The sequence below is a fragment of the Streptosporangium amethystogenes subsp. fukuiense genome, assembly GCF_042665875.1.
In the GTDB taxonomy this organism is placed as follows: domain Bacteria; phylum Actinomycetota; class Actinomycetes; order Streptosporangiales; family Streptosporangiaceae; genus Streptosporangium; species Streptosporangium fukuiense.
Genome location: NZ_JBHTEE010000001.1, coordinates 2,666,652 through 2,686,417, shown reverse-complemented (window position 1 = coordinate 2,686,417; position 19,766 = coordinate 2,666,652). Strand labels below are relative to the sequence as shown.

The 19,766-nt window shown below is 70.3% G+C and carries 14 protein-coding genes and 1 pseudogene; 9 read left to right on the top strand and 6 right to left on the bottom strand.

What is annotated here, in order from left to right; translation table 11 throughout:
- Positions 1-33: 33 nt before the first annotated feature.
- Both ACFQVD_RS11635 and ACFQVD_RS11630 read left to right on the top strand, forming a co-directional pair.
- A complete protein-coding gene (locus tag ACFQVD_RS11635) occupies positions 34-4,122 on the top strand; it encodes a galactose-binding domain-containing protein (protein WP_343968603.1) in 4,089 nt (1,362 codons plus the stop codon).
- Positions 4,123-4,218: 96 nt separating this feature from the next.
- Positions 4,219-5,499, top strand: coding sequence for a hypothetical protein (locus ACFQVD_RS11630; RefSeq protein ID WP_343968601.1), 1,281 nt, complete (start codon positions 4,219-4,221; stop codon positions 5,497-5,499).
- A gap of 48 nt (positions 5,500-5,547) precedes the next feature.
- Here the strand turns inward: ACFQVD_RS11630 and ACFQVD_RS11625 are convergent, their stop codons facing one another.
- Positions 5,548-6,759 (bottom strand): leucine-rich repeat domain-containing protein, encoded by a 1,212-nt coding sequence (locus tag ACFQVD_RS11625; protein WP_343968599.1) that lies wholly within the window; start codon positions 6,757-6,759, stop codon positions 5,548-5,550.
- 216 nt (positions 6,760-6,975) lie between these two features.
- Here ACFQVD_RS11625 and ACFQVD_RS11620 point away from each other — a divergent pair, with 216 nt between their 5' ends.
- The 4 genes from ACFQVD_RS11620 to ACFQVD_RS11605 all read left to right on the top strand — a co-directional run bounded on the left by ACFQVD_RS11620 (position 6,976) and on the right by ACFQVD_RS11605 (position 11,669).
- Positions 6,976-8,148 (top strand): UDP-N-acetylglucosamine--N-acetylmuramyl-(pentapeptide) pyrophosphoryl-undecaprenol N-acetylglucosamine transferase, encoded by a 1,173-nt coding sequence (locus ACFQVD_RS11620; RefSeq protein ID WP_343968597.1) that lies wholly within the window; start codon positions 6,976-6,978, stop codon positions 8,146-8,148.
- Between the two features lie 427 nt (positions 8,149-8,575).
- On the top strand, positions 8,576-9,607 hold the full coding sequence (locus ACFQVD_RS11615; RefSeq protein WP_343968595.1) for a LacI family DNA-binding transcriptional regulator: 1,032 nt from the start codon (positions 8,576-8,578) through the stop codon (positions 9,605-9,607).
- Positions 9,608-9,619: 12 nt separating this feature from the next.
- Positions 9,620-10,594, top strand: a complete 975-nt coding sequence (locus ACFQVD_RS11610; protein ID WP_343968593.1) for an ABC transporter substrate-binding protein — start codon at positions 9,620-9,622, stop codon at positions 10,592-10,594.
- Positions 10,595-10,829: 235 nt separating this feature from the next.
- Positions 10,830-11,669: an NAD(P)H-binding protein gene (locus tag ACFQVD_RS11605; protein ID WP_386271058.1), complete on the top strand. Its 840-nt coding sequence runs from the start codon at positions 10,830-10,832 to the stop codon at positions 11,667-11,669.
- A 14-nt stretch (positions 11,670-11,683) separates the two neighbouring features.
- On the opposite strand, the pseudogene ACFQVD_RS11600 reads toward ACFQVD_RS11605, so the two are convergent.
- From ACFQVD_RS11600 to ACFQVD_RS11585, 4 genes and pseudogenes are all read right to left on the bottom strand, one after another.
- Positions 11,684-12,637 (bottom strand): annotated as a pseudogene (locus ACFQVD_RS11600) (RNA polymerase sigma factor); the annotation flags it as partial.
- A 324-nt stretch (positions 12,638-12,961) separates the two neighbouring features.
- Complete coding sequence (locus tag ACFQVD_RS11595; RefSeq protein WP_343968589.1) at positions 12,962-13,471, bottom strand: hypothetical protein; 510 nt, start codon at positions 13,469-13,471, stop codon at positions 12,962-12,964.
- A gap of 426 nt (positions 13,472-13,897) precedes the next feature.
- Positions 13,898-14,905 carry a zinc-dependent alcohol dehydrogenase family protein gene (locus ACFQVD_RS11590; protein WP_343968587.1) on the bottom strand — a complete coding sequence of 336 codons (1,008 nt, stop codon included), beginning with the start codon at positions 14,903-14,905 and terminating at the stop codon, positions 13,898-13,900.
- An 11-nt stretch (positions 14,906-14,916) separates the two neighbouring features.
- A complete protein-coding gene (locus ACFQVD_RS11585; protein WP_343968585.1) occupies positions 14,917-15,591 on the bottom strand; it encodes a pyridoxamine 5'-phosphate oxidase family protein in 675 nt (224 codons plus the stop codon).
- A 294-nt stretch (positions 15,592-15,885) separates the two neighbouring features.
- Between ACFQVD_RS11585 and ACFQVD_RS11580 the strand changes: the two genes are divergently transcribed.
- From ACFQVD_RS11580 to ACFQVD_RS11570, 3 genes are read left to right on the top strand one after another with little or no spacing between them, the layout of a single operon-like run.
- Complete coding sequence (locus tag ACFQVD_RS11580; RefSeq protein ID WP_343968583.1) at positions 15,886-17,271, top strand: cytochrome ubiquinol oxidase subunit I; 1,386 nt, start codon at positions 15,886-15,888, stop codon at positions 17,269-17,271.
- Positions 17,272-17,292: 21 nt separating this feature from the next.
- Positions 17,293-18,288 carry a cytochrome d ubiquinol oxidase subunit II gene (gene cydB, locus ACFQVD_RS11575; RefSeq protein ID WP_364212610.1) on the top strand — a complete coding sequence of 332 codons (996 nt, stop codon included), beginning with the start codon at positions 17,293-17,295 and terminating at the stop codon, positions 18,286-18,288.
- Positions 18,289-18,319: 31 nt separating this feature from the next.
- On the top strand, positions 18,320-19,087 hold the full coding sequence (locus ACFQVD_RS11570; protein WP_386271054.1) for a sugar phosphate isomerase/epimerase family protein: 768 nt from the start codon (positions 18,320-18,322) through the stop codon (positions 19,085-19,087).
- A 2-nt stretch (positions 19,088-19,089) separates the two neighbouring features.
- Here the strand turns inward: ACFQVD_RS11570 and ACFQVD_RS11565 are convergent, their stop codons facing one another.
- Positions 19,090-19,668 carry an HAD-IA family hydrolase gene (locus ACFQVD_RS11565; protein WP_343968575.1) on the bottom strand — a complete coding sequence of 193 codons (579 nt, stop codon included), beginning with the start codon at positions 19,666-19,668 and terminating at the stop codon, positions 19,090-19,092.
- Between the last annotated feature and the right edge of the window lie 98 nt (positions 19,669-19,766).

The window sequence follows — 19,766 nt, the reverse complement described above, 5'->3', positions numbered from 1 at the left end:
CCGTGTCAACCCCCCTCCGAGAGATGTGAAGCGATGCCCGTCCTCTCCCGCGCCCGGCGGTCGCTGACCGCCGCCGCCGTCACCCTGCTTCTCGCCGCGACCTCGCTCACGCTCGGCACCCCCGCCTCGGCGGTGCAGAGCATCGGACTGCCCACCTTCAGCGGGCCCGCGATCCCGGCCCCGCCCGTCCCGTACACGCCCGGCAACATGATGCAGAGCATCTACGACGCCGAGAGTTCGGGCACCGACTTCTGGATGGACCGGCTGCTGTCACGCTCCGGCAACGACCCCGCGGGCACCTGGCTGATGAGCCGGGGCCGCGCGGTCTTCATGAAGAACCACACCCCGTCCGTCATCGGCTTCGGCGGTCAGGTGGCCTACTGGGAGAGCATCTCCAACGAGCACGCCTACTCGGTGGCGATCTCGCCCGGCACGTTCACCGAGCAGCCCGCCCAGCGCTGGCAGGCGCCCAGCCACTGGAAGAGCGTGCACACCAGCGGCTCCCTGGTGGTGAACGTCACCAAGTTCATCACCCACGACAACGTCGCGGTCACCAACCTGTCGGTCACCAACAACGGTTCCGGGTCCCAGACGCTCACCCTTAAGGCGACCTCGCCGTACGCCAAGACCCCGGTGGGCACCGAGCTCACCGGCATCGTGGACGCCAAGAACAAGCTCACCACGATCTTCCCCAGGCTCTCCGGGGACGGCTTCGCCGTCAGCGGCACCGACCTGACCCGCTCGCTCACCGTCGCCGCCGGGGCGACCGTGACGACCAAGGTGGTGATGGGCTTCGTGACCGACGAGCTCCCGGCCTCGCTCACCGAGTACCAGTCGTACCGCTCGGCCACCCCCGCCGCCGCGTTCGCGACGCACGTGCGGGCCTACAACCAGTGGTGGGCGCAGAACATCCCCTACATCGACGTGCCCGAGCCCGCCATCAAGAAGAGCGTCTACTACCGCTGGTGGCTGATGCGCTTCAACCATCTGGACGCCGACATTCCCGGCCAGGACTACCAGTGGCCGACCTCGGTCGAGGGTGCCCTGGGCTACAACAACGCCATCGCGCTGACCGTGCCGATGTTCGTGGACGAGCTCAAGTACCTGCGCAACCCGATGTACTCCTACGGACCGTGGGTGTCGGCCGGCGAGGTGTCGAAGAACGGCCGCTACATGGACAACCCGGGTGATCCGGAGAACTGGTCCAACAGCTACACCCAGTACATCTCCGAGGCGGCCTGGCGCAGCTACCAGATCCACGGCGGCCAGCCCGGCATCGCGGCCAACCTCGCCCGCTACGCCGAGCAGGACGTCAAGGGCCAGCTCGCCTTCTACGACCAGGACCACAACAACCTCATCGAGTACGACTGGGGAGCGCTGACCGGCAACGACGCCGACGCCGTCTCCTTCCACTGGCGCGCCGGGCGCCTGGACCGCACCGAGTCGGCCTACGTCTACAGCAACGCCATGGCCTCGGCCTCCGCCTACGACGCGGTCGGCAACACCGCCAAGGCCAACGAGATGCGCACCATCGCCACCAACGTCAAGAACGCGATCGTCAACGTGCTCTGGAACCCCACGGCGAAGGTGCTGCAGCACCGGCATGTGTCGACCAACGCGCTGGTGCCCTGGAAGGAGATCAACAACTTCTATCCGTACTCGGTGGGCCTGATGCCCAACACCGCCACCTACCGCGAGGCGCTGCGGTTGTTCGACGACGAGACCGAGTATCCGATCTTCCCGTTCTACACCGCCAACCAGAAGGACAAGGCCGCCGCGGCGGCCGCTGGCAACCCGGGTTCCAACAACTTCTCGCAGATCAACTCGACCGTGCAGTTCCGGCTGCTCTCCTCGGCGCTGCGCAACTACCCGACCTCCTACATCACCGGTGACCACTACAAGAAGCTGCTGTACTGGAACGCCTGGGCGCAGTACGTCGGCGGCAACACCGCCTGGCCCGACTCCAACGAGTTCTGGGCCAACTGGAACCCCGGGACGAAGACCATCGACTACCGCTCCTGGATCCACCACACGATCCTGGGCAGCAGCAACTGGACGGTCGTCGAGGACGTGGCGGGCCTGCGCCCGCGCGACGACGGCAAGGTCGAGCTGTCGCCGATCGACATCGGCTGGTCGCACTTCACGGTCAACAACCTGCGCTACCGCAACAGCGACCTGACCGTCGTCTGGGACGACCCCGCCGACGGCGTCGTCCGCTACACCGGTGTCCCGCAGGGCTACTCGGTGTACGTCAACGGCACCCGGGCCCTCACCGTCGACCGCCTCACCCGGCTCGTCTACGACCCGGCCACCGGCACGGTGACCTTCCCCGGCGCCGCCGGCACCGTCGGCCACAACGTCGCGATGCCCGGCATGCAGGCGCCCACCCAGGTGGTGCAGACCGACGCCCGCGTGGTCGACATGTTCGCCAAGGCCGGGGTCAACCTCACCTCCGGCGCCGCCCCGGCCAACCTCGCCCAGGGCCGGGCCGCCACGGCCTCCTACACCGCGTCCGGAACCACCACGGCCGCGGCGGTGGACGGCTACACCATCAACGACCCGATCTGGGGCGCCAAGGGCTCGGCCAACACCCAGGACTGGTACGAGATCGACCTCGGCTCGTCGCAGACCTTCAACGACGTGCGGCTGCACTTCCGCAACGACCGCGCGGCGGGAGGCTACGCCGAACCCGCGATGTACCAGATCCAGTATCACGACGGCAGCACCTGGGTCACCGTCCCCAACCAGGCCAAGAGCCCGGCGGCGCCGGTGTCCAACTACAACCGGGTCCGCTTCCCCGCGATCGGCGCCCAGCGGGTCCGGGTGCTGATGACCCACAGGGCGGGCCTCAGGACGGGCCTCACCGAGATCAAGATCTACAATTCCGCGGGCAGCCCGCCCGCCGAGACCAACCAGGCCCCCTACGTCCTCGCCAGAAAGGATCCCGCCTACAACCAGCCCTCACAGGTGCGGCTGCTCGGCACCGTCAAGGACGACGCGCTGCCCAACGGCACCCTGAGCACCACCTGGTCGCTGGTCGGCGGCCCGGGAACGGCCGTCTTCACCGCGCCGGCCGCGGCCGTCACGCTGGCCTCGTTCACCGTCGCGGGCACCTACACGGTGCGGCTCACCGCGAGCGACGGCGCCTCCACGGCCACCTCGGACGTCACGGTCACCGTCGCCCAGGGCTCCGGCGGCGGGGGCGGCGCGGCCAACGTGGCGGGCTCCGCCACCGCGTCGGCGTCCTACACCTCCCCCTGGGAGTCGGTGAACGCGATCAACGACGGGTTCACCCCGGCGAGTTCCAACGACTCCGCCAACCCGCGCTGGGGGACCTGGCCCGAGACCGGCACCCAGTGGGCCGAGCTGACCTGGAGCCAGCCGCAGCGGCTCAACTCCGCCGAACTGTACTTCTTCGACGACAACGGCGGGGTGCGCGTGCCCGCGTCCTGGAAACTGCAGTACTGGAACGGGAGCGCCTACGCGGACGTGCCCGGCGCGGGCACGTACAACAGGGCGCTGAACACCTTCAACAAGGTCGACTTCACTCCGGTGACCACGACCCGGCTACGGGCGTCGCTGACCAGCGGCGCCGGATCCGTCGGCCTCCTGGAGTGGCGGGCCTACGCGGAGGTCCCGCAGTCGATCCGCCCGGTCCACCAGGCGACCCTGGCGGGGCAGGTCCCCACGCTGCCCACCACGGTCACGAAGGTCTACGCCAACGGCTCCCGGGTGAACTCCCCGGTCACCTGGGCGCAGATCACCCCCGCCCAGGTGGCGAACGGCGGCTCGAGCCTCACCGTGGCGGGGATCGTCGAAGGGGCGAGCACGACCGCCTCGGCCACGGTGTGGGTGCGCACGACCGGCGCGGTCAGCATCACCTTCATCGAGCCGGAGACCGTCTTCACCCCGGTGGGGGTGGCCCCGTCCCTGCCCTCGACGGTCACCGCCACCTTCAACGACGGTTCGAAGGACAACGTCACCACGACGGTGAACTGGGCGTCGATCCCCGCCTCCCGGTACGCCTCGGCCGGGACCTTCACCGTCACCGGCACCGTGCCGGGCACCTCGCTCGCCGCCCAGGCGACCGTCACCGTGGGAGGCGCCGCCTCATCCGGCTAGGCCCCGGTGTCCCACCCTCCTCCCGGGCTCAGGCCCGGGAGGAGGACCGCAAGCACGCCCACCGTTCGAGACCTGACCCCTTACGGAGGTTCGCGCATGAGACGCTGGTGGATGGCGGCCGTCCCCGTCCTGATACTCGGCTTACTGATGTCTCCGGCCGACGCGGCGGTGGCCGCGCCCGGAGACGGCAACCTGGCGGTCAACGCGACCGCGACCGCCTCCTACACCTCTCCCTGGGAGAGCATCGCGGCGATCAAGGACGACATCGACCCCCCGCAGTCCAACGACACGGTCAACCCCCGCTGGGGCACCTGGCCGCAGACCGGTGCGCAGTGGGCCGAGCTGACCTGGGCGCAGCCGCAGGCACTGCGCTCGGCACAGGTGTACTTCTTCGACGACAACGGCGGGGTGCGCGTGCCCGCGTCGTGGCGGCTGCAGTACTGGAACGGGAGCGCCTACGCCGACGTCACCGGCGCGAGCGGCTACCCGACGGCGGTCAACGCCTACAACAGGGTTGTCTTCACCGGTGTCACCACGACCAGGCTGCGCGTGCTGCTGCAGAGCGGCGCGGGCTCGGTCGGCCTGCTGGAGGTGAAGGTCTACGCCACCGAGTCACCCGGCGACGGAGGCGGCACCGGCTGGAGCCCGCCGGCCAACCTCGTCACCCCGCTCAACCAGGTCTGGCAGCACGTCGAGAGCACCTACAACCCCGGGCCCTCCGCCTTCCGCAACTACGGCTGGGACCAGGTCATGGCCAACGGCGGGAGCATCAACTACTGCGTGCGGTGGGACTCCTCGGCACCGGTCTCGGCCGCCCTGCGCGACCAGATCCACGCCTCGCTCGCCCGGCAGTTCAAGAAGTGGATGGACGTGATGGCCGGCCACAACGGCTGGCCGTACGCGAACGTCCCGGTCAAGGTGGTCGGCTGGGCCGTGCGCGACCGTGCCACCCTGCAGTGGAGCGACAACTCCGTGGACGTCTACGTCAACGACATCCGTGAGAACGCTCCCCAGTGCGCTCAGCCCTGCGGCCGGTTCTTCAACCAGAACGGCCAGTATCCCAACTGTCCCGGCGGCCTCGCGCGCCACTACGACATGTCCTTGTGGCTCACCGCGGGCATGAGCGGCGGCGCGGGCGGGGACTGGGGTCAGCGCATCGGCAGCGAGTACTACGTGAGCAACCTCAACGCCGACAACATACACATACTGCTCCATGAGATGGGGCACAGCTTCGGCCTCGACGACTTCTACGACTGGACGCCCACCGGCGTCGGAGGCTTCCTCATGAAGGCGGGAAGCGCCGGTCAGATCACCGAGTTCGACAAGTGGATGTTCCGCGACTGGTGGCGCCATCTCAAGAGCCGTTACGGCCTGTGAGAGCTCTTCGGCCGGTGCCCCTCCCCGGGGCCCGGCCGTCCTCCCCGCCTAGCCCCGCCCGATGATCCGGTCGCCGAGCCGGGCGACGAGCTGCGCGCGTACGTGCGCCGGAAGGGCGCAGCCGTGCGCGACGAGCGTGTCGAGCGAGGGCAGGTCGAGGAGCACGGCCCAGTCCTGGACGTCCTCGCAGTAGGAGACGTCGAGGTGACGGAGACCTTTCAGCGCCTGGAGCGGGGCCAGCGACCGCACGGGCGTGTTCCTGATCGACAGGTGCTCCAGCGTGCGCAGGCCCTCGATGCCGTCCAGGCCGGTCAGCGGCGTGTGCTCCAGGTCCAGCCGCGTCAGCGAGGTGAGGGCGGAGATGTCCTCGGGGACGCGGTGCAGGCGGCTGCCGGACAGGTCGAGCTCCGTCACCCCGGCCGGTGCGGCGAGGGCCGAGAGCAGGAGCGCCGGCGGCGGGAGTATCACCGGCCGGGGCTGGGCGAGCACCGGTGACCGCCCGGCGGCGGCCTCCTGCAGGACACGCCAGCGGTCCACCGGCTCGCCCAGCCCGCCGAGGCGGACGTAGCCCGAGGGCAGCCACGGCGCCAGCCGCTCGGCCACGATGTCGGCGCGGTCGCCGACGCCGACGACACCGGCCCGCAGCAGGCCGTAGTGCTCGTACGCGTGCTCGGCGGGCACGAACAGGTCCGCCACGATGTCCCCGCCCGCGACGAGGGAGCCGTCGTTGCCGGAACAGAAGATCACTCCTGCGGCGACGGTACCGAGCACCAGGTGGTCCGCCGCGCTGTGGATTGCGCGGGCCCGCAGGTCACCGGCCACCGCGAGATAGCTCTCCGAGACGTCGCCGTCGTCGAGGAGCCCCTCCACCACCAGCGAACCGATCACGATCAGCGGCGCCTTCACGTCCAACCACCCGGGAACGTAGGTGTCGCCGAGCCAGATGGTGGCCCGCTGCACGGTCCATCCTGACTCGGTCCGCTCCGCGCCGTGGGGGAAGACCGAAGGCGCCTCGCCGGGAAACGCCAGCGACCACGCCTGAGCGAACAGCAGGCCGTAGACGGGAGGCATGATGTGGTGCGGCCACTCCCCGGCCTGAGCCGGTCGCCGTAGCCAGGATCCGATCGGATGCAGCTCTTCGGCGATGTCACCGAAATAGTCCAGCGCCTCCGCGCCGGCCCCGGCTCGCTGCCGGAGCACCGCCAGCGCGTCACCAAGACGCTCCGACGCCCCGGCGAAATGCTCTTCCGTCAAATCCATGTCACATACGGTACTCACCGCAACGAATGCCGTGCGCCGTTCGAGTGACGCTCCCGGATGCCGGGCGTGTCGGAGAAACCACCGGGCGCGACCGCCCGGCGACGAAGGGCAAAGTGGATCTTCGCTGGGACCTCGGGTACCGTGCCCGGGGCCCGGAGAACTCCGGTGCGCCCCGCGAACACGAATCATTGTGACATCGGAAGGATGAACCGACATATGGACACCGGCAATCACCGGACCCTGCGGTTGCTCGTCACCGGAGGCGGAACCGGTGGCCACACCTACCCCGCGCTGACCACGGTCGCGGCCCTGCGCGACCACGCCGGCGCGCGGGGGCTCGGCCTGGACGTGCTCTGGGTCGGTACGGCGACCGGCCTGGAGGCCCGCATCGCGGCGGAGCACGGCATCCCGTTCCGGGCCATCAAGGCCGGCAAGCTCAGGCGTTCGCCCAACCCGCGTGAGCTGCTCACCAACCTCGTGGACATGTTCCGGATCCCCGTCGGCGTGCTCCAGGCGTTCGGTATCGCCGCCCGCTACCGCCCCGACGTGGTGCTGTCGACCGGCGGGTACGTCTGCGTGCCGCTGGGCGTCGCCTCCCGGGTGCTGGGCCGCCCGCTGGTCATGCACGAGCAGATCACCTCGCTGGGTCTGGCCAACCGCATCCTGTCGCGCTTCGCCCGGCGGATCGCGCTGACCCACCCCTCCTCGATCGAGCACCTGCCCGCCGGGGTGCGCGACCGGGCCGTGGTCACCGGCAACCCGGTCCGCCCCCATCTGCTGCGCGGCAACGTCGACGCCGGACGGCGCCACTTCGGGCTCTCGTCCGACCTGCCGGTGGTCTACGTGACCGGCGGCGCGCAGGGCAGCCGTCAGATCAACACCATGGTCGAGACGATCCTGCCCGAACTGCTCGCCAGGGCGCAGGTGCTCCACCAGTGCGGCCCCGACTGGATCGACCAGCTCACCCGTACCGCCGAGGGGCTTCCCGAGCGGCTGCGCGATCGTTATCACCCTGTGCCGTACGTCGGCGCGGAGCTGGCCGACGTGTTCGCCGCGGCCGATGTCGTGGTCTCCCGCAGCGGCGCGGGCACCGTCGCCGAGCTGACCGCCGTGGGCAAGGCCTCCGTCCTTATCCCCCTGGTGCCCTCCGCCGCCGACGAGCAGCGTCAGAACGCCCGTTACCTCGCCGAGGCGGGTGCCGCCCGGGCGCTGCTGGAGAACGGTCCCACCGCCGAGGCGCTCCTGGCCGAGCTGGACGCGCTCCTGCGGGATCCGGGCGCTCGTGCCGCCACGGCCGGCGCCGCGGGCTCCCTCGGCCGTGTCGACGCCGCCGACGCACTGGCCCTGGTGCTCCTGGAGGAGGCGAGGGTGGCCGGCAAGGCCGGCTGAACCGGATGGGTCCGTCGGCGAACAACCTCGAAGAACCTCGGAGCCCGTCCATGAGACGCGCCGAACTCGCGGGGCCGGAGGGGGACCGGCCGTGAGGCGGGCGCCTGGGATGAGATGAGGGCGGATCGGCGGCGGTGACGGATCGGCTGGTCACCGAGCCGGCGCCGCCGCGGGACGGGTTCGCCGTCATCGGGGATCCATGCCCTTGTGTGTGGGGGCGGGAGGGGCGGTCATCGGGCTCTGATTGTTAGCGCTACCAGCTGGGGCGTCAAGAGTATCCGGCATCACGATTCGGGAAGAAACTCCGTTTGGAAAGGGAAATCCAGGTCGCTGCGCAGAGCGTAGAAAAGGTGCCTTCCTCGGTATTGACAGGCTCGGTGTTATCGCAAACACTCTGGTAACCCCAGCGAAACATGGCGAGGACCCCATGACACCGAGCTCCGACGACGGCAGGGCACGGACCAGACCGGCGGTGCTCGACGACGTCGCCGAGCTCGCCGGGGTCTCCGCCATGACCGTGTCGCGAGCGCTGAACGCGCCCGACAGGGTGCGCCCCGAGACCCGGGCGCGCGTCATGGCGGCGGTGAACAAGCTCGGCTACCGGCCCAACCCGGCCGCGCGCCAGCTCGTCACGGGCCGCTCGGGTGTGCTCGGCGTGGTCAGCTTCGACACCACCCTGTACGGGCCCGCCTCCACGCTCTACGCGATCGAGCAGGCGGCCAGGCAGAACGACTACGTGGTCAACATCGCCAGCCTCGGCGCGCTGAATCGCAGGTCGATCGGTGAGGGGGTCGAGCGGCTGCGCGCGCAGTCGGTCGACGGCATCGTCATCGTCGCCCCCCACGAGTCGGCCGCCGACGGCCTGCGCCACCTCTCACCCGGTCTCCCGGTGGTCGCGGTGGACGCCGGGGAGGACATCCCGGTCCCCGTCGTCATGGTCGACCAGCGCGGTGGCGCCGTACGGGCGACGCGACATCTGCTGAGCCTCGGCCACGAGACGGTCTGGCACCTGTCCGGCCCTCCCAACTGGATCGACGCCAGGGGACGGGTCGAGGGGTGGCGGTCCGTCCTGGAGGCCGAGGGGCGGCCGGTGCCCGAGGCGGCGGCCGGTGACTGGAGCGCCTACTCCGGTTACCGGCTCGGCAAGCGGCTGGCCGGCGATCCGTCGGTCACGGCGGTCTTCGTGGCCAACGACCAGATGACCCTGGGGGTGCTGCGGGCCCTGCGCGAGGCCGGCCGGCGCGTCCCCGAGGACGTGAGCGTGGTGGGCTTCGACGACGTGCCCGAGGCCGCCTACTTCTGGCCGCCGCTGACGACGGTCAGGCAGAACTTCGGCGAGGTCGGCCGGCACGCTTTCCGGCTGCTGCTCGACCGTATCCAGGGCACCGAGCAAGAAGGCCCGCGCATCGTGGAACCCGAACTGGTGGTCAGGGAGAGCAGCGGTCCCGCCCCCCACTGAAAGAGAGAAACCATGTTCAAGAAAGTGCCCGCGGCGCTGGCCGCCGGGCTTCTGACCCTCGTGCTCACCGCCTGCGGCGGTGGCGACGCCGGGAGCGGTGGCGGATCCGACCGGATCACGCTCGGCTTCTCGCAGGTCGGCGCGGAGAGCGGCTGGCGGACCGCGAACACCAAGTCCGTCCAGGAGGCGGCCAAGGAGGCCGGCATCGACCTGAAGTTCTCCGACGCCCAGCAGAAGCAGGAGAACCAGATCAAGGCCATCCGCTCGTTCATCCAGCAGAAGGTCGACGCGATCGCCTTCTCGCCGGTGGTCGAGTCGGGCTGGGACACCGTGCTGAAGGAGGTCAAGGACGCCGGCATCCCGGTCATCCTGACCGACAGGGCCGTCGACTCCGCCGACACCTCGCTCTACCGGACCTTCATCGGCTCCGACTTCGTCATCGAGGGCCAGAAGTCCGGCGAGTGGCTGGTCAAGGAGTACGAGGGCGAGTCGGGCCCGGTCAACATCGTCGAACTTCAGGGCACCACGGGCTCCGCGCCCGCCAACGACAGGAAGAAGGGCTTCGGGGAGGCCATCGCGGCCGACCCCAAGTTCAAGATCATCGCTTCGCAGACCGGTGACTTCACCCGCGCCAAGGGCAAGGAGGTCATGGAGGCCTTCCTCAAGGCGCACAAGGACATCGACGTCCTGTTCGCGCACAACGACGACATGGGTCTGGGGGCGATCGAGGCGATCGAGGGCGCGGGACTCAAGCCGGGCACCGACATTAAGATCATTACCATCGACGCGGTCAGGGACGGCATGCAGGCCCTGGCCGACGGGAAGATCAACTTCATCGCGGAGTGCAGCCCGCTGCTCGGCCCGCAACTGATGGACCTGGTCAAGAAGGCGGTCAAGGGCGAGCAGATCCCGCAGCGGGTCCTCACCGAGGAGACCACCTTCACCCCCGAGCAGGCCAAGACGGCCCTGCCCGATCGCAAGTACTAGCCGCGCCGGCGGCGAGGTCCCCCGGGGCCTCGCCGGTGGCCGGGGAGCGCCGACGCCGGGAATCCGGGCGTCGGCGATCCGATCGCCCGGAGAGTCCGCCGGGCGGCGGTGACGGCCCGGAGCGGTGGCGGGAGTTAAATCGGAGGCGGGCGAAGGCCCGTCGCCGGTACGCTCCCTCGGCATCTCCAGGCCGTCACCGACCAGGCCCCGCGGGGCCGGAAAAGAAGAGCCGTAGTTGACCAGGATCGCGGTAACCGGTGTAACCGGAAATCTAGGACGCCTCGTCGTTGAGGATCTGCTCGCCAAGGTTCCTCCCGGTGACCTCGTCGCCCTCGCCCGCACCCCGGAGAAGGCGGCCGACCTGCCGGGCCGCGGTGTCGAGGTGCGCCGGGGAGACCACGACGACGCCGTCTCCCTCGACGCCGCCCTCAAGGGGATCGAGGTCCTGTTCCTGGTGTCCGGCCCGGACATGACGCCCGGGGTCCGCCTGCGGCAGCACCGCACCGTCATCGACCGCGCCGTCCGGGCGGGGGTGCGCCGGATCGTCTACACCGGTGCTGCCGGCGCGGAGAACGACCCTGTGGTCGGTGGCCCGGCCGCCGACCACACGGCCACGGAAAAGGCGCTTCACGAGTCGGGGACGGCCTACACCGTGCTGCGCAACGCGCTCTACTCCGAGGCGTTCCTGGGCACCGCGCTGGCCCAGGCGAGGCAGACCGGCGAGATCACCTCCTCCACCGGCGGCCGGCCGCTCAACACCGCGCGGCTCCGCGACCTGGCGCTGGCGGCGAGCGCCGCCCTGACCGGCGCCGGGCACGAGAACGCCACCTACGAGCTGTACGGCCCGCTCTGGACCTATCCGGAGCTTGCCGCGGCCCTCGCACGCGTCCTGGGCGGCCCCGTCGGCTATCGGGAGGTCACCGACGCGGAGGCCGGCTGGCTGGGAAGCCTGTTCCCCGCGGTGCGCGCGGGCGCCCTGGCGACGACCGGCCCCGATCTCGCGCGCCTGCTCGGCCGGCCGGCCGCCGGCCTGGAGGAGACGGCCGCCGCCCTCGCCGCGCGCATGGGCGGCTGAGCTCCGGCGGCCGGTCAGGTCAGATAGTCGCGCAGGGCCCGCGAGCGCGAGGGGTGGCGCAGCTTCGTCATGGTCTTGGACTCGATCTGCCGGATGCGCTCGCGGGTCACCCCGTAGGCGCGGCCGATCTCCTCCAGGGTCTTCGGCCGCCCGTCGCCAAGCCCGAACCGCATCGCCACCACCCCGGCCTCACGCTCCGACAGCGCCTCCAGGATCGTGTGCAACTGCTCCTGAAGCAGCGCGGAGGCCACCGCGTCCTCGGGGGTGATCGCCTCGGAGTCCTCGATGAGGTCGCCGAACTCGCTGTCGCCCTCGGTGCCCAGCGGGCTGTGCAGGGAGATCGGCTCCCGACCGTACCCCTGGACCTCGACGACCCGCTCCGGGGTCATCTCCAGCTCCACGGCCAGTTCCTCGGGGGTGGGCTCGCGGCCCAGGTCCGTCGTCATCTGCCGGTGCACGCGCGCCAGCTTGTTGATCACCTCGACCATGTGCACGGGGATGCGGATGGTGCGGGCCTGGTCGGCGAGCGCCCGGGTGATCGCCTGCTTGATCCACCAGGTGGCGTACGTGGAGAACTTGAACCCCTTGGTGTAGTCGAACTTCTCCACGGCGCGGATCAAGCCCAGATTGCCCTCCTGGATCAGGTCCAGGAACAGCATGCCCCGGCCGGTGTGGCGCTTGGCCAGTGACACCACCAGGCGCAGGTTCGCCTCCAGCAGATGGTTCTTGGCCCGGTGGCCGTCCTCGGCGAGCCATTCGAGCTCCGCGCGCACGTCGGGCTGGAGTAGATCGCTGTCGTTGAGCCGCTCGGCGGCGAACAGGCCGGCCTCGATGCGCCTGGCGAGCTCGACCTCCTGCTCGGCGTTGAGCAGGGGAATCCTGCCGATCTGCTTGAGATAGTCCTTGACCGGGTCGGTGCTCGCTCCGACACTCGCCTCCAGGGCGGCGGGCATCTCGTCGTCGTCGGTCAGGACGAGTTCGTCTTCCTCAACGGTGCCTTCCACGGTGGCGGCTTCCATGGCGTTCACACCTTCCCCGGGTCTGGTCAGATACAACAACCCGTGCAGTTCAAGGTACGTCCCGCGAAGGTGTGCTGCGGCGCCTGGCTCGCCGTCGTGTCCTTCGCTGGGAGCGGAGAGTTTCCGCCGCCGGGCTCTCATGCTGGAAGGTGCCGGCGCCGAGCGGGCGGCCGGGCCGCCTCCCCAGGCGAGGAGGCGGCCCGGCCGCCCTTCGGCGACGCTGCGGGCGTCGCGATGGCGGTCGGATGTACGGGACGGGGCGGGACCTCGGGATCAGGCTGGGAAGTCGCTCGGAGAGACGCCGCGGGTAGGGGCGTTACCTCCCCTGGTGGGAGTGAGGGTGAGGGTCCAGATGGTCGAACTGGTGGAGGTCGTGACGAACCTCAGCCGCTTGTCGAAACGCCGGTAGGCGGGATTGCGGGTGAACCTGCCACTGGAGGTGCTGAATCTGTGGCCGGAGGTGTAGAAGATGGTGTAGGTGCCGTCCCTGACCACCCTGACGGTGGCGGTGGACCGTGCGCGGACGTAGACGCTGAGCGCCTTGGACCTGCCGCGGACCAGGGTGATGACGGCGTCCGTCCGGTTGCCGTTCTTGACCTTAAGGGTGCCCTGCCCGCGGCTGTAGCGGGAGTAGAGGATCTTTCCGTTGCCCGGCCGTGCCGCCGCCGCGGCGGAGATCGTGACGGTCTCCGCAGTCGAGGCGGCCGCGGGGGTGGCGGCGATGGAGCCGGTCAGCAGAACAGACGCGAGGATCGCTCCCGCGAGGGGGCGTAGTTTGACCATTGCGTAAATATGACCAATCTGTGATGGCAGGTCAAAGTTATTTATGTCTTCAGTGGATTTTCAGTTGTTCTGCGAAGATATTGGAACCTGTGGCGAGGCCGATTTCGTACCGGCCGGTGCGAGAGAGTGAACGGTCAGGTCACCTGGCCGTGTACCAGAGGACGACCTTCTCCAACTCCGTGGCGGGGCCGTCCGCGAGAACGCGCACGATCTCACCGCGCAGATCCAGCATGACGATCTTCGTGGTCCTCCCGGGCATGGTGGCGAGGAAGTGGCGGTCGCCCAGCCAGCCGCCGAACCTCAGTCCGTTCCGGCATGGTCCGGCTTCCTCTCCGGGGCGGTTACCTTTTCCGTGGCCCTGACGGTTCGCGGGCGCGGCACGGATCCGACGCCGGCAACGGGGTGGAGCGGCGATCACCTCCCCGGTCAGGGGGCGGAGACCGTCAGGACGGCGGCGCCCTCGACCTGGTCGGCGGCCAGGTCGGCCAGGGCCCGGTCGGCCTCGGCCAGGGGGTAGGGCACCGTGGTCACCCGGGGCGGGTGGACCATGGCGAGCTCCAGGTAGGCCCGGCCGTCGGCCCGGGTGTTGGCGGTGACGCTGCGCAGGGTGCGCTCCTGGAACAGGTGGCGCTGGTAGGTCAGCGGCGGGATGTCGCTGAGATGGATGCCCGCCACCGCGAGGGTGCCGCCCCGCTCCAGCGCGGCCAGCGCGACCGGTACCAGCTCGCCCACCGGGGCGAACAGGATCGCCGAGTCCAGCGGCTCGGGCGGGGCGTCCGCGGCGTCGCCCGCCGAGGCCGCGCCCAGCGTCATGGCCAGTTCCCTGGCTCTGGCCGAACGGGTCAGCACGTGTACCGTCGCGCCCTGGGCGATGGCGATCTGCGCGGTCAGATGCGCCGAGGCGCCGAAGCCGTAGATGCCCAGGCGCCCGCCGGGAGGAAGGTCGCTGCGGAGCAGCGCGCGGTAGCCGATGATCCCGGCGCACAGCAGCGGTGCCAGCTTCTCCGCCGGCGTCTCCGGCGGCAGCGGGTAGGCGAAGTCCTCGGGAACGGTCAGGTATTCGGCATAGCCGCCGTCGGCGTCCCAGCCGGTGTAGGTCGAGCGAGGACAGAGGTTCTCCGAGCCACGCAGGCAGTAGCGGCAGTGACCGCAGGTCGAGCGGAGCCAGGCCGCGCCCACCCGGGTGCCCGGCGACAGCCGTCCGGCGCCGGGACCGGCGGCCACCACCCGGCCCACGGCCTCGTGGCCGGGGGTGGTCCTCGGACGGCGTGGCCGCAGGTCGCCCTCGGCGAGATGCAGGTCGGTACGGCAGACCGCGCAGACCTCGACACGGACCAGCACCTCGCCGGGCCCGGGGGAGGGGACCGGGACGCGGACCTGACGCAGGGGGCGCGAGAGGATCGGCCCCGGGTGGGTGACGACCCAGGCGTCCATCTCCGCGGGGATCACAGGCCGTGCCGGATGCGCCGGCCGCTGACCTCGGTGGCGGTGATCCTCACGTACAGTTCCCGCTCGCCTCCCGCCCACGGCCGGACGCCCAGCGCCGCCAGGGCGGCCCGGTCCTTCTCGGAGGAGACGTGCCGGATCCCGCCGCGCACCAGCACGCTCCAGCCCTCGTGGCAGGCGTCGTCGATCCGGTCGACCTCGAAGGCGACCTTGCACTCGACCCCCCGGATCCCGGTGCGCAGGGAGGCGTCGAGCGGGCCGCCGAAGGCGGTGCGGAAGATCACCGAGTCGCCGTGCAGGGCGTAGTTGACCGGAAGGATCACCGGACCGTCGGCCTCCTCGAAGGCGATCCTGCCCACCCCTCCGGGGGTGATGAGCCGCAGGCACTCGTCCCGGTCGAGCTTCTCCAGCACGGGGTGACCCGTTGCCGGGCCGTGACCGGGCGGCAGGCCGGTGTACTTGCCGAGCAGTTCCTCGGGCCTGGTGTCCAGGGCGGTGGCCACCCGGTTCACGGTGCCGGTGTTCGGTGAGGCCGCGGACTCCTCCAGGTAGGCGAGATAACCGGGATCGATTCCGGCCCGCCTCGCCAACTCCTCCCGGCTGAAGCCGAGATCCTCGCGTCGTCTGGCGATCCGGCGGCCAAGGTCGCCCGGCGCCGATCTGCGTCCGGTCATGGGTTTCTCCCACCGAGAAGATCGATGTCGCTGCGAGTCCGGGGCTCCTCCGGCTCCGCGTTCCTCGATCGGCATCACCTGAGGCTTCCCCCGCGGCCACAAGCCCCTAACCCGCCACCTCACCTGCGGAGACCTCGCCGCCGTCCGTGATCTTCCAGGGCGAGGGCCATAAGTCCCGGATGCGGGGGCGAGGGGGCGGGACCAAGGTCCCCCCGATCAGGGCCCGGCGGCCCTACGTGGCAAACCCCCTAATCGGAATCCTTGCGGAGATATCACTCGTGAGACGGAGCATCGATGGACGTCTTGGACCTGTCGCGCTGGCAGTTCGGGATTACGACGGTCTACCACTTCCTGTTCGTGCCGCTGACGATCGGTCTGTCGGTACTCGTCGCAGGATTCCAGACCGCCTGGCACCGTACAGGCAATCCCACCTACCTGCGGATGACGAAGTTCTGGGGACGTCTGTTCCTGATCAACTTCGCGATGGGGGTGGTCACCGGCATCGTGCAGGAATTCCAGTTCGGGATGAACTGGAGTGACTACTCCCGCTTCGTCGGTGACGTGTTCGGCGCGCCGCTGGCGATGGAGGGACTGATGGCCTTCTTCCTGGAGTCCACCTTCCTCGGACTGTGGATCTTCGGTTGGGAGCGGCTGTCGCCCAGGGTCCACCTGGCCACGATCTGGATCGCCGCGATCGGCACCAACCTGTCGGCCTATTTCATCCTCGCCGCCAACTCCTGGATGCAGCACCCGGTCGGCTACCGCCTCAACCCCGAGACCGGCCGCGCGGAGCTCACCGACATCTGGGCGGTGCTCACCAACTCCACCACCCTGGTCACCTTCCCGCACGTGCTGTTCGGCGCGTTCGTCGCCGCCGGAACGTTCGTCGCCGGAGTGAGCGCCTGGCAGTTGCTCAGGAAGAGGCACGTGGAGCTCTTCCGCGTCTCGGCGCGGGTGGCCATGGCCGTCACCCTGGTCGCCGCGATCGGGGTGTCCCTCTCCGGGCACTGGCAGGCGCAGATCATGACCGAGCAGCAGCCGATGAAGATGGCCGCCGCCGAGGCGCTGTGGGAGGACGAGACCTCCGCCGGCTTCTCGATATTCGCCGTCGGCGATGTCGAGAACGGGCGCAACCACATCAACCTGCAGATCCCCTACGGCCTCAGCCTGCTGTCCACCAACACGCTGGACGGCGAGGTGGAGGGCATCAACGACATCCAGGCCCGCTACGAGAGCATCTACGGCCCCGGCGACTACCGGCCGGTGGTCGGCCTGGCCTACTGGTCCTTCCGGTTGATGATCGGCTTCGGCATGCTGGCCGCGCTCCTGGCCCTGGCCGGGCTCTGGTTCACCCGCCGCGGCCGGCTCCCCGCCGGCGCCTGGTTCCACCGGATCGCCATCGCAGGCATCGCGCTGCCCTTCCTGGCCAACTCGCTGGGGTGGATCTTCACCGAGATGGGCCGCCAGCCCTGGACCGTCTTCGGGCTGATGCGTACCGCGGCCGCCGTCTCACCGGGCGTCGACGTCACCGAGGTCGCGATCACCCTGGTCGGCTTCACCCTTCTCTACGCGGTGCTCGCGGCGATCGAGGTCCGGCTGCTCCTCAAGTTCATCCGCCTCGGCCCCGAGGACGAGACCGAGAAGCCTTCCGAAGACACCACCCCCGCGCTCTCCTACTGAGGCACCGACCAAGGAACCCCCATGGAACTCACCACCGTCTGGTTCGTGCTCATCGCCGTGCTGTGGACCGGCTACTTCGTCCTGGAGGGATTCGACTTCGGCGTCGGCATCCTGCTGCCGTTGCTGGGCAGGGACGAGGCCGACCGCAGGACCGTCCTGGCCACCATCGGGCCGGTCTGGGACGGCAACGAGGTCTGGCTGCTGGTCGCCGGAGGAGCCACGTTCGCCGCCTTCCCCGAGTGGTACGCGACCCTGTTCAGCGGGTTCTACCTGCCGCTGTTCCTCATCCTCGTCGCGCTCATCCTGCGTGGCGTGGCCATCGAGTACCGAAACAAGAGCGAAAGCTCCCGAGGCTGGGACCGCACGCTGTTCATCGGATCGCTGCTCCCCGCCTTCCTGTGGGGCGTGGCCTTCGCCAACATCGTCCGGGGCGTCCCGCTGGACGCCGACCACGAGTACACCGGGACGCTGCTCACCCTGCTCAACCCGTACGCGCTGCTGGGTGGCCTGGCCACGCTCTCGCTGTTCGTGCTGCACGGCGCGCTCTTCCTGACCCTGCGCACCGACGGCGACCTGCGCGCCCGCTCGGCCGTCATGGCGAAGAGGCTCGCCGTGGTCACCCTGGTCGTGGGCGGAGCCTTCCTGGCCGCCACCCAGCTCAGCGGCGGCAGGCCCGCCACCTGGGCGAGCGCCGCGCTGGCCGCCGCCGGGATCGCGGGCGCGCTGCTCGCCACTCTGCGCGGCCGCGACGGCTGGGCCTTCACCGCCAACGCGGTGGCCGTCGTCGCCATCACGGTCACCCTCTTCGGTAACCTCTGGCCCGACGTGATGCCCGCACTGGACCCGGCCAACAGCCTGAACGTCGACAACGCCGCATCCAGCCCGTACACGCTCACGGTGATGACGTGGGTCGCCGTCGTCTTCACCCCGCTCGTCCTCGCCTACCAGGGCTGGACCTACTGGGTCTTCCGCCGCCGTCTGACCCGCACCGACCACGGCGGCGCCCACGTGGTCTAGCGTCTACGGTGAACGTTCTCCAGGGGGCTCGATGCGGTTGGCGTTCAGCACGCTCGGCATGCCGGGGCAGGGGCTCGCGCGGGCCGTCGAGACGGCCGTGGCGTACGGGTGCGCCGGGCTCGAACTCCGCCTCCACCCCGATACCGGGGTCCACGCCGGGCTCTCCCCGGCGCGGCGGGCGGAGGTACGCGCGGCCGTCGGGGCGGCCCGGCTGGAGATCTCCGCCCTCGCGGGATACGTCAGGATCGCCGTGACCGGCCCGGACGAGCCCGTGGTACGGGAACTCCGCGAGGACCTGGTCCTCGCCGCGGACCTGGGCGCTCCCGCCGTGCGGGTCTTTCCCGGCGGGCAGGACCTCGAGGCGGGGGCGCGGCGGCTGCGCGCGGTCGCGGACCTGTGCGCCGAGTCCGGGGTGCGGGTGCTGGTGGAGACCCACGACGCCATGCCGACCGGTGCCGCGGTCGGACGGCTGCTGGACGCCGCGAGTGTGCCCGAGACCGCGGGCGCGCTGTGGGACGTGCTGCACCCGTGGCGCCACGGCGAGGCGCCCGCCGGCACCCTGGCCGCGCTGGGTGATCACCTTGCGTACGTGCAGATCAAGGACGCGGTCTCGGCGGACGACACCACTCCGGTGCCGCTGTGGGCGGGCGGGGTTCCCCTGGACGGGTGCGGTGATCTGCTGCGCGGCTTCGGCGGCTGGGTCTGTCTGGAATGGGAACGCGCCTGGTACCCGCAGGTGGCGCCGGTGGAGGAGATCCTTCCCGGCGCCCGCGAGTGGGTGGCGCGCTTCTCGGCCTGATCTCAGCCCCGATGCCACGAGGACGGTCGCGCCGGATGGAGGACGGCGTTGATACCGAGCGCCGCCGCGGCGCGGACGTTGACCGCCCGGTCGTCGAGAAAGGTGACGTCACCGGGGGCGGCGTCGAGCCGGCGCAGGACCTGCTCGAAGACGGCGGCATCCGGCTTGGCCAGGGCCAGCCGGCAGCTGTAGAAGCGATGGGTGAACGCCGCGGACCACGGCGCGTCGTCGATGGCCGCCGCCAGCGACTCGGGGGCGTTGGACAGCAGGGCGAGCCTGTGGCGCCCGGCGAACCCCTCGATCGCGCGCAGGGTGTCGGGGTCGAGGTGGGACCAGCTCGCGGTGTCCGCCGCGTCGAGCCTGGCCACGAGGGGATCGCCGTCGTCGAGCGTCCGGCCGAGGACCTCGCTCCAGTACGCGTGGGGGGCCTGGCCGAGGTCGTAGGCGTCACGGTGGCGCCAGTAGCGGTCACGGAAGGTCGCGAGGTCCTGGCCGGCGAGCTCCGCCATGACCGCTATCTCGCCGGCGGGCTGTGGCCTGGAGATGACCTCGCCGTAGTCAAGCAGCATCCATGTGGTCACGGGCTCTCCTCGTTGTGGGCCGGCACCGGCGTGCCCGGCGCCTCTCCAGCCTGCCCGGTGCGCCGGGGCGGAGAGGCACTTCCGGGCCGGAAGTCCTG